This is a genomic window from Mesobacillus thioparans, assembly GCF_965138835.1.
GTDB classification, from domain to species: domain Bacteria; phylum Bacillota; class Bacilli; order Bacillales; family Cytobacillaceae; genus Mesobacillus; species Mesobacillus thioparans.
The window spans coordinates 17,899-31,232 of sequence record NZ_CBCSFH010000003.1 but is presented as its reverse complement, the minus strand read 5'-3'; the positions used below and the strand labels follow the sequence as shown (position 1 = coordinate 31,232).

Sequence of the window (13,334 nt, the reverse complement as noted above, 5' to 3'; positions counted from 1 at the left end):
GATTTTGTTTAAGCATAGTTGGCTGGGTTAACTTCTCTTGCATAGATGCATGAGACATGGAGACGGTTCTTAAAGCGGACAATCGGAAGTTTTGCGCGAAAAAAGGCACGATGAGCAGTGTTAACTGCTCATCGTGCCTTTTGATTTTAGGTTCTTCCCCCAACCGCAAAATTTTTGATTGCCGGAGTGGAAACACAGGGACGGTGATGTGCACCCCTTAAAGTAGAGGTTGAAAAACAACTAGTTTGGAAACCATTTTAAGGGGTGATCATTATGCCGGATAAAGGCCAAATCTATAAGAATTATGATATGGAAGTTAAAATTAGAGCGATTGAACTAAAAAAGGATGGACGTTCCTATTCTTAGATTGCCAATGAATTAAATATTAATACCAGTACGGTGAAGACTTGGTGGAGTAGATATCAAGAGAATGGAAATACATTTTTCCTTGATAAGAGAGGACAAAAAAATCAAAAATCGGATCAGGAAAAATACATCAGGAAGCTGGAGTTGGAAAATGCCGTACTAAAAAAGTTAGAGGAAATCTTGATCAAGGAGGGAAGAAAATAAAATTCAAAGTTATTGAAGCATTAAGGGAACAATTCACTGTTGAAGAGCTTTGTCACTACCTAGTTGTGTCTGTAAGTGGTTACTACAAATTTAAGAAACTTAGCCTTCAATAAGGATTCAGATTTGAAGGAACTGGTCATAGAACTCTATGAGGCATCAGACAAACAGTGGGGCTACCGAAGGATCCACATGGAGCTTCAGGAAGAATATAAGATGGAGATCAATCACAAACGAGTTTACCGTCTCTGTCGAGACCTAAATATTCAATCCATTATTCGAAGAAAGCGAAAGTCACAGAATATTAATCTTCATAAACAGACAGAGACTGAAGTAATCGCAGAAAACCTTTTAAACAGGGACTTTACTGCCACAAAACCAAATAAAAAATGGGTCACAGACATCACCACTTTTAAAGTGGGAAGCAACAGTTTATACCTCTCTGCCCTGATGGATCTATTTGGAAATGAAATCTTAGCGTATGAGATGGGAAGTAAAGCAGGGTCATCGTTAGTCATAAAGACGGTATATAGCGCAGTCCAAAAAGAAAAGGACGTGCAGGATGTCCTTCTCCATAGCGACCGGGGAGGACAATACACATCCAAGATATATCAGGACACGCTTGAAGCCTATGAGATAAAGGCAAGCATGTCCCGCCCTGGGAATCCTATCGATAATGCATGTATCGAAAGTTTCTTTTCCCATTTGAAGAGCGAAGCTATTCATCCCTATTCTGTACAAAATATAGAGGATTTAAAAGCCAAAATACACGATTATATTTACCGTTATAATCACAAGAAGACAAAAACGTTTGGACCGGCAGTCTCCTGTTAACTTTCGTAAGCAGTTTTCCGCCGCATAAATGGGAAGGAAACGACTCCCTTTGAATGAATGGGCTGATTTTTTGTAATCCAGCACTTGAAATGGAGTGAACGCATGATACCTTTTTTCGGGGAGCCAGCTGATATCCTCCAGCTGCTTCCTGGCTCGAAATCCATGCGAGAAGAGGCTCCATGTCAAGTGTTTAAGCGGAACGATCAAGTTTCAATGATTAGATCAGGGAGTGATTCCCTTCAGTAATATCAATATGTTTCAATTAAGACTCTACTATTTTGGGGCTTGACCACCGTCCCCGCGTTTCCTTTGAAACCAGGTCGGCAAGGGTCCCTTACCTGGTTTTTTGTTATTTATTAATGAATGATATCACTTATACCATTTGTTTAAGATCTCAACAAGCGTATAGACAGTTGTTGATGGGTTATCATTATATGGGTCTCGTGGATTATAGCTATTTACTAAGCGGGCAGCATATCGGATTGCAAGATTTTGATCTCCGAATTGTTGTAATTTATCAAAGATATATGGGTCATTTTTTTGGTAATCTTCTTGGATATAATGTGATATTTTATCACCATAATCATTTCTGGAGATACCTGTATTTAAATATTCAAAATGAAGAACATACCATAATTCAAAAGCTTCATTTGAATAGGCAACCTTAAAATCTCTTGCCTCCGCCTTTTGAAGAGCTCCATTAAATCTATAGGCAGGAAAACTATCTCTGTCAAATACACACCAAACCTGGTCGAATATCTTGCCTTTAGCCTTTTCTGAAGTTTGAATGCTTATAGCTTTATCGACTACTGTTAATGGGTCTCCTCCGCACCCTTCAATTGTTAGGTTCGTTAATTTAAATCCATGGAAATAATTTGGTTCAGATTTTGTTCCTTCACAAACAATGAGAATTAAATCCCGATCTTCTCCCTTTTTTCCTGTTTTTCTTTTATAATCTGCAACCTTTCGAGCTGCTTTTCTTTTTTTAAAAAGGTCATCACTCCCCAATATCTACACCCTCTTTATCATTATTAATAAACTGGAAGGTGCCGATATACGGAATGGATCCATATTTGCCAAGTAAGTAGTCTTTTTCATAAGAGGCGTCATTTCGAACTTTGTAATCAACAAGAGAATATAAATCAGTAGCTCCATATTGGTCTTTTTCAGTAAACCAAATTTGATCTCTTCTAAACGTATCCTTACTTAGAAGGTTAGTATCATGAGAATTAAAAATTAATTGAGCGTTTTTGTTGTTATACTCATTTGAATTAAATAACTGAATAATAAACTTGGTTAAAAGAGGGTGTAACTTTGCATCTAGTTCATCAACAACCAAAACTTTCGAGTTCTTAAGAGAGTCAATGATGGGACCTAATAATGAGATTAGTTTTCTCGTGCCTTCGGATTCATGCTGAAATAACAGAAACTTCTCAAACCCAATAAATCTATTATCTTCATCAAATTTCTTATGCAGGGTATTTAAGCTTAATTTGTTTACCTTGATTTCTGAACTATCATGCATACTGGAAAGTTTTTTTAGTAATTCCTCAATAGGTTTGGGAAGTTCATTATCCTCATCTTCAATTTCAATATCTTCAATCCCCAAATTAGCAACTTTCATTAAATCAAGAAGTTCATCTTTGAAGGAAGCTTTTTTTAATTGTTGTCTAGTATAAGAGAAATGATCGTCTTGCAGACCAGAAATGACATTTAATTTTCCAAACCATTTCATAATGTGAGTGGAGATTTCACCTTTGAAATTTGCCACTACTGACAAGAAAAGAGCGTTATTTCTTGTCCTGATATCTAGACCCTCTCCTTCCTTGAATTTTTTATCAATGTCAAAATGCTCACCGTTCCTCTGAAATAGTTCATATTCTTTATCTTTCTTAGGGGTATAAAATAACCATTCACTTTTAACTTCTTTATAATCAAGCTCAAAGCCATACCTGTACATAACTTCATTATGAATAAAGACAACTTCAAAAAAACTTGGTTCATCAATTGATTTAGTGCTCAAACGAAAACTTTCAACACCAGCAATTTCTTCATCTACTTGACCTTCTTTTGAAGAGTTCCTAATAAACCGTGCCATGAACCGCAATGCTTGGAAAACATTACTCTTTCCGCTAGCGTTAGCACCGTAAATAACTGCACTTTTCAATAACCGTAAATTCTTGTTCGTTTGAAATACATTTGTCTCCTTATGCTCCCTAATAGTTGTTGCCACCATACTTAATGTAGCCACATCACGGATGGACAGGAAATTCCCGACACTAAATTGCACTAACATATTGAACACCTCCGTCTTTTTCTCATTATACAATTAATATTATATAATTTATCCATAAAAATGTTAATGTATTACGATTTTTTCTCAAAAAAACAAAAAAGCGACACAGGGACGGTTCTTGCGTCTCAAAAATCAGAAGTTTATTCCAAATTTTGATACAGGAGAACCGTCCCTGCGTCTAACCTGAACCTATAAATTCCAAAAATCATGCCGATATAATAATAGAAAATTTACAATAAAGGGGTTTGAAATGCGCAGCGAGAAAAGTGGCAACTCAGGATGTTTTTTGTCTTTAGTCATTATTGTAGGATTAATCATTGGGGTTCAGAATATTATTGATTATTTTTCTGATGACAAAGAAAAAAGTGAGACAGTATCTACTTATGAGTCTAAGCCACATGCTGTAGTAGAAGGTCAAAATGGTTATTTAGTGGGTCCTATTTTCATAGCTGCTGATAAGGATAGTTATGATGAAATGTGGGGTTATATTGTCGAGGAGAATAATGATGCTCTAGCAAGGATGATGGAAAATGGCAGGTTATTTGCCGGAGCTAAAGGAGGAAGAGTAACAGTAGTAGATTTCGGTCTAACTACATCACTTATTGAAGTTATTGATACTGGACTAAGAGGATATGTACCTACTGAAAAAGTAAAGAGCAGATTGGAATAAAAATTTTTGTGTAAATGAGAAGCAAGGACAGTTCTGCGTGTCCTATTCGAGAGTCGGAATACGGTATGAGGGAGGGAACTGTTGGTTTCTCTCTTTTTTGCATGGTTGGAGAAACAGGTACTGTTCTAGTTTCCCATTCCGGAGTCGAAGTAGTTTACTGATGTGATTTATTTGACTGGAAATTGATTATCTAAGTGTAGCGTAATACCACCAGTTTGTTTGCTTATAGATGAGATTTTGCTGATGTAGAATAAGGAGAAGTTGTTGAGCAATGAAATGCTTGCAGACGGATTGGCCACAATTGCAGCTTATTAGAAGAGGGTGGGGAGAAAGGGAAATTAGATTACAAAAATAATAGATTGTGCCGATAATAAACTTAGAGGTACTAGAAATAAATGGTTATTACGATAACTTGTTTGCACATAGGAATTCACTAGACCAATGAAGTAACATAGGAATTTTAAAGTAATCAAATATTATAAAAAAATGGCCTTAGTTATTTTTTCGGCGATTGATATAATCGTATTTTGGTTTTCAAAGAATTTAAATGCAAGCTATCAAAAAAATATTACGAGGTGCAGTATGAGTTTTATCAAGAGAAAGAGTCTTGCTTTCATTCTATTTATTTTAGTTATTATGGTAGTTTCAGGATGCAGTGAAAAAGAAGCTGTAGTTAAGGCGGAGCCTGAGGTAATCAATCATGATTTTCTTCTTTTTAAAGCAGAAGAAACAGATGATGAAGGCTCAAGTATTGGCAGTCTTTTTATCAAAAGCAATGAGAGAGATGCTGAAAAGATATCAACAGATGTGATGGATGGCCATTATACATACATTAATGACCATAAAAAGGTACTGTTCGTAAACAGTGATCAAGAATTGTATGAGTATACTTTAGGGAAGGAAAAATCAAAAGTCGCAGAAGATGTTATCACATTCCGTGGGGACTATGAAGAGGAGATTGTTACTTATATAACAAGTGATGACGATCTTTATTTGATCCAGGGGGAATCGGATAGGGAAAAAATCGCATCAAATGTCTATCAATATGATATTATGGGTGATTATCTCTATTATATTGATGAAGATGCAGATTTCTCCCTTTACAATTTGAAGGATAAGCAAGAAAAACAACTAGACAGTGACGTGAGCTCATTTACCAACCTGAACGGAAAAGATGAGGTAGCTTACTTGGATGAAGATGGTGCCCTTTTCTTTTATCAGCTTGGGGCAGAAGACAGCATCAAGATTACTGGCAATGAAGTGGCTTACTCACCAATCAAAAAAATCGGTGATGAGCTTGTTTATTTAAGTATTGAGGATGGGGATTCAGATTTATACGTTTCTGAGATCAAACAGGGTGGAGAGACCGAGAAAATTGCCTCTGATGTGATGAACTTCAAATACGAGAAGGGGTACTTTTACTACGTTAATAACGACGGGAATCTATATAAGAAGAAAGCCGGAGACGAGTCATCAACTAAATTGGCGAGTAATGTACTTAACTTTAAGATGAAGAAAGGAACCATATTCTATATTACGGAAGATAGTGACCTATATAAATTGAACGGTGAAAAGGCCCCTGAAAAACTGAATTCTTCCGTTATTTCTTATGAAACTTCTTCAGATGGTAAAGTCGTGTATGATACAGAGGATCATCAGTTATACATTGATCAGAAAAAGCTTACTTCTGATTTTAATGGATATAGCTTCTTCTACGGAAACCTGGCTTTTGTTACAAAGGATGATAAGCTATTTTTAATGAAAGATCTTAAAGAAAAGCAGTTAATTATGGATGATCTGGACAGCTACTCAAATGCTGAATATCAAAATGAACGCCTTTATATGAATCAATTAGAATTTGAGGATATCGCGGGAATCTGGGTGATTGATCAAAGTGAAGGCGGTTATTTTATCAAGATTGATAAGAATGGTGTTCTAGAAAATGTTTTCACTGGTGAAAAAGAAAAACTCGAAGTAACTAATGCAGATTATACTAGTATTTATGCGGGTGTAGATGAAGAATACTTCACCTTTACCCTTAAGGGTAAGGATCAAATAAGCCTCACGAATGATGAAGACATTATGTACTTTACTAAGTCCAGCCAGAAAGAGGCTGATGAATTTTATAAAAGAGTTCAGGAAGAAGAGGACCATCAAAGCATTTACACATTGATTGATGATTATCTTTCAGGATTCGTAGAAGCGATTTATTATGGAGAACCAGAATATGCAGTAGATTATATTGCCCCTAATTCTCCATTGTATAAGGAGCAGGAAAATTTCATTAACAGCACATATGAAAAAGACATTATTGAAAATTTGTTAGAACACAACATAAACAAAATCACAAGCGCAGGCCCTGACACCTACACAGTCCAAGTGTCAGAAACATTCGATATTTACCGAAACTACGACGACCATGAAACCATGAACTTCAAAAACACTTATACAGTAAAAAAATTCAATGGAAAATTCCTTATCACCGATTTAAAAGTTAAACAAGATTCGTCTGATTCACTATAGTAGGAAGAATCAATGCGACACAGGGACGGTTCTTGCGTCTCAAGGGTCGGAAGTTTATTACAAATTTTGATACAGGAGAACCGTCCCTGCGTCTCAGTTTGAAATTGGAAGTCAATATTGGTGATGAGGTAAATAAAGATTTTTTGCCTGTTAAATTAGGGCAGTACGAGGAAAATAAAGGATTTCCAAGATATAAGCAAGAAGGTCAGGGAGTTACACTTGATGGTGAACTGGGAAGATTCAGAAGCGAGTAGAATATGCAAAAAGCGTTAATGTTATCTTCTTGTAAAGACTGTTATGTTAATCCCAATTCTAAAAGTAAAACCGTAGAGCTTGTTAATCCGTACCCCTTGTAAAGGACATTTTAAAAAAAGCTAGGCTAATTTAAGAAGATGATCTCTGTATTGAACAGGGGTCATCTTTTTCAAATTCAATTGATATCTGTAGTGATTGTAGTAGTGGATGGCAGCTTTCACTTCTTGTTTAAGTTCGTCTAAAGTTTCACATGGTTTTATATCAGCCAGGTCCTTAAAATGACCAAAGAACGATTCCTGTGGAGCGTTGTCCCAACAGTTTCCTCTCCTGGACATGGATTGTCCTAATCTGAGTTTTTTTACCAGCTTTTGATAGTCAGGGCTGGTATAGTGACCTCCCTGATCAGAGTGGATATAAGCTCCTTTAGCCAGTTTGATTCTCCTGTTTTTCTTTAACGCCTTAAGTGTATCCGTAGCGATATCAAGAGTAACTCGGTCAGAGACCTGATGAGCTAGGACTTCATTGGTGGAAGCGTCAAGCCCTTGTGTAATGGAGTCCCAGAATCCCATGCTTGCGATAAGCTTCTCGCCACCTTTTGCCCGAAGACTCGATCCGTTGGATTCCTAATATCTCTGTATCGAACCCACAGTCTTCAAATATCTCTCTAGGAAACTTCCCCTGGTTATTTTGAGTTATAAAGTGCTCCTTAAACTCATCTGAATAGGTAATACCTTTAGGACTTACTGATTTTACATATGGATTTTTAGCTAGTCATTCAATCTCTTTATCCGTGAATAACTTTTTACTCATAATCTCTCTGCCGCACTATTTTTATCTATTGTACATAAAAAGACCCTGTGCAGCAGACTTTTTTTAATGTGTCTACTACACAGGGTACAGTTTACGGTTCGAATCGTCCCTGTTTTTTAACGTTCACAGGCAATCAGATCTTTATCTCGATCCCGTTTCTTATTTGCATCATACAGCTTTTTCGATACGAAAGGTTTGTACTTTGTTTTACCGCCCTTATTTTTAACCTTTGAATTCCGCGCTATTCCGCCTTTATAAACCTTATTCAGCTCTTTGCAGTTCTTAAAGGTCTTAACCTTTGCTGCTGCATCTGCATGTTCCATTGATCCATACGAAAAGCCAAACACCAGCAAAAGAGATAAAGTCAATAACACCACTTTTTTCATTTGATACCCTCATTTCCACTATTTTACTATATAAAAAAGATTCTAATAGAAGAAATGGAACTTAGCAAGAAAAAATTTACAGACAGGAGAACCTTATCTGCGTGAGACATAGGGACGGTTCTTGCGTCTCAAAAATTAGAAGTTTATTACAAATTTTCAGACGGGAGAACCGTCCCTGCGTCTACTCCTGCGTCTACTGCGTGGAATATTAAGACTGAGACAATCCGACAAATTTTAACCGTACCTGTCAATACCTGACAGATTCCAATTGAATAATGGCAACTTTTGGATTATTATGGAATAAATAATAGAAAAAATATCCAAAAAAGTAGGAAGTTTGGCATGGTCACTCCTGTTCAAAAGCATTTTAGGAAGGAAATGCAAAAGTTGAATCAGACTGGTAATAAGTTTGGTGCAGAAAATAGGCAGAGGAATAAGAGGCCATGGTGGGACCTATAGTATTGCCGGAATTCTCCTGTTTTTAGTAATGTTCTCCACCATTACTAATAAGTTGTATAACGATTACATAGTTTATAAGCATGACAGAGTATTAAATTACCTGCAAACACATGAGGATTACACTGAAAAAAGCGATTATATTTTAAATGGCTATATAACTCAGGTATCACAAAATTCACCATGGGACTTAGGTTCTTTACAAAAAGATAAAGCTGCAATGAATATGCTTTTGATTGAGTCCAAAAAACTGAAAGCTCCTTCTGCCTTTAAATCCCATCAGCAGGCATTCCTGGAGGTCATGGAGAAAAGGCTTTTGATTATCACTTATATAGAAGTGCTCGCTAAAACAAACAGTGGTTACACCGAAGAACTTGACCAACATATTAATGAATTAAATGTTAGCAGGAAATTAGAGCAAAACAGACTTATAAATGTCTTCGAAGCCGATGGGATTGACTATACAATTCTGCCCGATGGAAAAATAATGTACCGCGTACTAACCTATTATCCTAAAAACTCAAAAGAATTGAGTTGATATCGATAGATATATTTCTTCTAACCAGTAGGAGTAATTAACCTTGTGGAGACATGCTATACAGAAACCAGTCAATAGAAAGGGCACGATTAGCGAATTAAACTGCTAATCGTGCCTTTTACTATTGATGGAGAGCCGCGCTGTCCATATTCTATATGGTTAAAGTTCGTCTGGCCACTAGTGTTGATTGGGGTGCCATTTGGTGAGCTTATGATTGGGTTTTATTATGTAAGACTGCTACTAATATTGTAAATGATATAATAATAAAATAGTTATACTCTGAGGGCTGCACAAAGATCATGCAGCCTTTATCAAATACAAAATGAGAAAGCAGTGTGATATTAATGGATTCCATAAGGCAGTTTATGGAGGACCATTTGCAAGAGATTTTAAATGATATCAAGTTTCTGGTCGAATGTGATTCTCCATCATTGAATAAAAAACTCGTCGATCAATGTGGGGAGAGGATTCAGGAGCTTTTGTACCGCTACTTTGGTAAACGGACAGAAGTGATGGAAGAAGAGAAATACGGAAATCACCTGAAATTCGAATTCGGGGAAGGTGACGAAACAATCTTGATCCTTTCCCATTTTGATACAGTATGGGAGCCTGGGGAATTAGAGTTTAAAATCGAAGGCGATCATGCATACGGTCCTGGCATCCTCGATATGAAGGGCGGCCTGGTACAAGCGATTTGGGCAATAAGAGCCATTAAGGAATTGAATATCCCATTTCAAAAGAAAATTGTCTACCTTTTTACCAGTGATGAAGAGGTGAGCAGTCCGACATCACGCTATGTCATTGAAGAGATAGCGAAGGACTGCGATTACGCATTAGTCACGGAACCACCCGTTGTTCGGACGGGTGCCTTAAAAACGGCAAGAAAGGGTTCATCGCGTTATTATATTGATATTACAGGCAAGGCTGCCCACGCTGGCAACAACCATCATGAAGGAGCCAGTGCTATTCAAGAGGCTGCCAAGGCCATCGATTTTTTAGAATCCTTAACAGATTATGACGTTGGAACCACTGTCAATGTGGGATATGTTAAAGGCGGAGGCAAGCTAAATGTGGTGGCTGATCACGCAGAGATTGGCATCGATGTACGGGCGAAAACCAGTGAAGAACAGGAAAGAATTGATGAAATAATTAGTGAGCTGACACCTTTCACAGAGGGTACAAGTATCGAGGTCACAGGAGGCGTCTCTCGTCCACCGATGGAACGAAACGAAGATACGAAAAACCTATTCCTGACCGCTAAAGAAGCAGCAAAAGAAGAAGGCATCAAGTTAAAAGAAGCATCAGTTGGAGGAGGAAGTGATGGAAACCTCACAGCCAACATGGGAGTCCCAACCTTAGATGGTCTCGGTGCCATTGGAGACGGAATCCATGCTCGAAACGAACACATCATCATCAGCCAAATCCCTGAGCGAGCAGCATTTTTCTCTAACCTGCTGATAAATATCGGGACGTAGGGTAGGTTCTCATATCCCATTTGGTAGTTGAATAACTAATTGAAGCATGTAGATGAAGAACCATAGGGGAGTCCCTATGGTTCATTATCATCCCACCTACAACACTTTCCCAAGAAAAGCCTTAGTACGTTCATGCTTAGGATTACCAAACAACTCACCCGGTACATCCTCCTCAACAATATACCCGCCATCCATAAAAATGACGCGATCCCCAACTTCACGGGCAAATCCCATTTCATGTGTCACGACGACCATCGTCATGCCTTCCCGGGCGAGGTCTTTCATAACCTCGAGGACCTCTCCGATCATCTCGGGATCGAGGGCGGAGGTCGGTTCATCGAAGAGCATGACTTTTGGTTCCATGGCAAGTGCCCTGGCAATGGCTACACGCTGCTTTTGTCCGCCGGATAATTCTCCGGGATAGCTGTCTGCTTTTTCCTCGAGACCTACTTTCCTGAGAAGTCCGAGAGCTGTTTGTTTCGCGGCATCTTTGTCGATACCCTTGGCTTTTACCGGTGCCAGCGTAATGTTTTGCAGCACGGTTTTATGTGGGAATAGGTTGAAGTGTTGGAACACCATTCCCACTTCCTGGCGAATCTTGTTGATATTAATTTTAGGGTCGGTGATATCATGTCCGTTTACTATGACATGTCCATCTGTGATTTCCTCAAGTCGATTTAAGCATCGCAGGAAGGTGCTTTTTCCGGAGCCGGAAGGACCTACGACGCAGACCACTTCCTGTTCCTTCACATCTGTACTGATATCTTTTAACACTTCGAGTTTTCCGAAGGACTTTTTTAGATTATTGACCTGGATCACACTCATCGCAGTTCATACCTCCTTTCTATGAAATCACCGAGTTTGGTCAGCAAGTAAATCAGGATGAAGTACATGAGGGCGACCATGCCCCATATTTTAAAGGGTTCATAGGTTGCCGATACAACGACTTGGCCTCTTTGTGTCAGTTCGGCGATTCCGATGACGGACAGAAGGGAGGTGTCCTTCAGGCTGATAATCGCCTGGTTCACAAATGTCGGCAGCATCCTTCGTAATGCCTGGGGCAGGATGATATAACGCATCGTCTGCGCACTTGTCAGTCCAAGTGTCCGCGCGGCTTCCGTCTGTCCTTTATCAATGGACTGGATGCCGGCCCGGACAATTTCCGCTATATAGGCACCTGCATTGATGGCCACTCCGACGATACCGGCTGTTACGGGTTGTAGCGAAATGAAAGAGAGTGAATTCAATCCGAAGTATATGAAGAATAATTGGACGAGGAAAGGTGTTCCGCGTACAAAGTTAATGAACCAAATCGCGATCCACCGTAAAGGCGGAATTGGCGAAAGGCGGAAAAGTGCTGTAATTAAACCGATGATGAATCCAAACAGCAAGCCGATTAGGGTTATATATGCTGTCAGTTTTAACCCGGCCCATAAGACGGGAAGGGCTTCCTGAAAAATTTCCATGTTCTAGCTCCTTTCAATATTAGAAAAAGACAGCGCGCTTTTTGTGAGCGCGCTGAGAAAATTCTTACTCTTCAAGATAAGTGTTCAGGATCTCGTCGTACTTGCCGTTGTCCTTGATTTTTTTTAGGCCGCTGTTGATTTTCTCAAGCAGTTCCTGGTTCTCGCCCTTTTTTACAGCGATGCCATACTGGTCGCCATTCAGGCGGTCCCCGACGGTCTTCAGGTCAAGGTTGCTTTTTTTGATCGCATACGCGATAACCGGGTAGTCTTCAATCAGTACGTCAGCGTTCCCGTTTGCAACTTCCTGGAACATGGAGGGGCTGTCATTGAATTGGCGAACCTCTTTAATGCCAGCTTCCTCTTTAATTTTCTCGGCGTGTTCAGCACCTGTTGTACCATTCTTAACGGCGACAACTTTACCTTTCAAGTCATCAACGCTGGTAATGTCGTTGTTATCTTCTGACACAACAAGTGTTAATCCAGCATCAAAGTAGGCATCTGAAAAGTCTACTTTCTGTTTGCGTTCATCCGTGATACTCATGCCGGCAATGGCTACGTCGAGCTGATCGGCAAGGATCGCCGGGATGATGCCGCCAAAGTCCATTGGCTTCAATTCGATTTCAAAGCCTTCTTCTTCCGCAATGGCATTGATGATATCAATATCGATTCCTTTATAATCGCCGCCTTCTTCAAATTCGAATGGAGGATAAGTTGTATCCGTACCAACAGTGTACTTTTTGCCTCCGTCTCCAGAGCCACCTTCATCTCCATCGCCGTTTGCTTCATCGTTCGTTCCGCACGCAGCTAAAACGAGCATCATTGCCATTAAAAAGCTCAATATCTTTATTTTTTTCATCCAATCCCTCCAGATAATTTAGATAATTCAGTACATTTGTCATGTTAACAAACATTTTTAGGTCATTGCAAAGGATAAGGCTTATGGGACTTTCGAAGTCGCGTTGAATGCTTTCCCGGAATAGTTAATCACTAATGAGCATATTCTCACCCGACAAATGAATGATGCTGCTTAATTTAACAGGTTTGTGATTTTTAGAGAT

Annotated in this window: 11 protein-coding genes and 1 pseudogene; 5 read left to right on the top strand and 7 right to left on the bottom strand. The window is 38.9% G+C overall.

Features of this window, described 5'->3' with window-relative positions; genetic code table 11:
- Nucleotides 1-645: 645 nt before the first annotated feature.
- On the top strand, nt 646-1,401 hold the full coding sequence (locus ACNAZ4_RS07265) for an IS3 family transposase (RefSeq protein WP_415813561.1): 756 nt from the start codon (nt 646-648) through the stop codon (nt 1,399-1,401).
- 369 nt (nt 1,402-1,770) lie between these two features.
- Here ACNAZ4_RS07265 and ACNAZ4_RS07260 read toward each other — a convergent pair whose 3' ends face one another.
- Nucleotides 1,771-2,409, bottom strand: a complete 639-nt coding sequence (locus ACNAZ4_RS07260; RefSeq protein WP_415813560.1) for an RloB family protein — start codon at nt 2,407-2,409, stop codon at nt 1,771-1,773.
- Complete coding sequence (locus tag ACNAZ4_RS07255; RefSeq protein ID WP_415813559.1) at nt 2,399-3,697, bottom strand: AAA family ATPase; 1,299 nt, start codon at nt 3,695-3,697, stop codon at nt 2,399-2,401. The genes ACNAZ4_RS07260 and ACNAZ4_RS07255 overlap by 11 nt, the downstream gene beginning before the upstream one ends.
- A gap of 250 nt (nt 3,698-3,947) precedes the next feature.
- Here ACNAZ4_RS07255 and ACNAZ4_RS07250 point away from each other — a divergent pair, with 250 nt between their 5' ends.
- Together ACNAZ4_RS07250 and ACNAZ4_RS07245 are read left to right on the top strand one after the other, a co-directional pair.
- Entirely contained in the window at nt 3,948-4,367 is a 420-nt protein-coding gene (locus ACNAZ4_RS07250; protein ID WP_415813558.1) for a hypothetical protein, read from the top strand.
- 582 nt (nt 4,368-4,949) lie between these two features.
- A complete protein-coding gene (locus ACNAZ4_RS07245; RefSeq protein WP_415813557.1) occupies nt 4,950-6,890 on the top strand; it encodes a TcaA NTF2-like domain-containing protein in 1,941 nt (646 codons plus the stop codon).
- A gap of 374 nt (nt 6,891-7,264) precedes the next feature.
- Here ACNAZ4_RS07245 and ACNAZ4_RS07240 read toward each other — a convergent pair.
- Together ACNAZ4_RS07240 and ACNAZ4_RS07235 are read right to left on the bottom strand one after the other, a co-directional pair.
- Nucleotides 7,265-7,955 (bottom strand): annotated as a pseudogene (locus ACNAZ4_RS07240) (IS3 family transposase).
- Nucleotides 7,956-8,071: 116 nt separating this feature from the next.
- Nucleotides 8,072-8,341, bottom strand: coding sequence for an excalibur calcium-binding domain-containing protein (locus ACNAZ4_RS07235; RefSeq protein WP_415813556.1), 270 nt, complete (start codon nt 8,339-8,341; stop codon nt 8,072-8,074).
- Nucleotides 8,342-8,753: 412 nt separating this feature from the next.
- Between ACNAZ4_RS07235 and ACNAZ4_RS07230 the strand changes: the two genes are divergently transcribed.
- Both ACNAZ4_RS07230 and ACNAZ4_RS07225 read left to right on the top strand, forming a co-directional pair.
- Nucleotides 8,754-9,335 (top strand): hypothetical protein, encoded by a 582-nt coding sequence (locus tag ACNAZ4_RS07230; protein ID WP_415813555.1) that lies wholly within the window; start codon nt 8,754-8,756, stop codon nt 9,333-9,335.
- A gap of 377 nt (nt 9,336-9,712) precedes the next feature.
- Nucleotides 9,713-10,810, top strand: coding sequence for a M20 family metallopeptidase (locus tag ACNAZ4_RS07225; protein ID WP_462937934.1), 1,098 nt, complete (start codon nt 9,713-9,715; stop codon nt 10,808-10,810).
- Nucleotides 10,811-10,906: 96 nt separating this feature from the next.
- Here the strand turns inward: ACNAZ4_RS07225 and ACNAZ4_RS07220 are convergent, their stop codons facing one another.
- From ACNAZ4_RS07220 to ACNAZ4_RS07210, 3 genes are all read right to left on the bottom strand, one after another.
- Nucleotides 10,907-11,635 (bottom strand): amino acid ABC transporter ATP-binding protein, encoded by a 729-nt coding sequence (locus ACNAZ4_RS07220; protein ID WP_415813553.1) that lies wholly within the window; start codon nt 11,633-11,635, stop codon nt 10,907-10,909.
- Nucleotides 11,632-12,276, bottom strand: coding sequence for an amino acid ABC transporter permease (locus ACNAZ4_RS07215; protein WP_415813552.1), 645 nt, complete (start codon nt 12,274-12,276; stop codon nt 11,632-11,634). Before ACNAZ4_RS07215 ends, ACNAZ4_RS07220 begins: the two co-directional genes overlap by 4 nt.
- Before the next feature lie 64 nt (nt 12,277-12,340).
- Entirely contained in the window at nt 12,341-13,132 is a 792-nt protein-coding gene (locus ACNAZ4_RS07210) for a transporter substrate-binding domain-containing protein (protein WP_415813551.1), read from the bottom strand.
- Nucleotides 13,133-13,334: the final 202 nt, after the last annotated feature.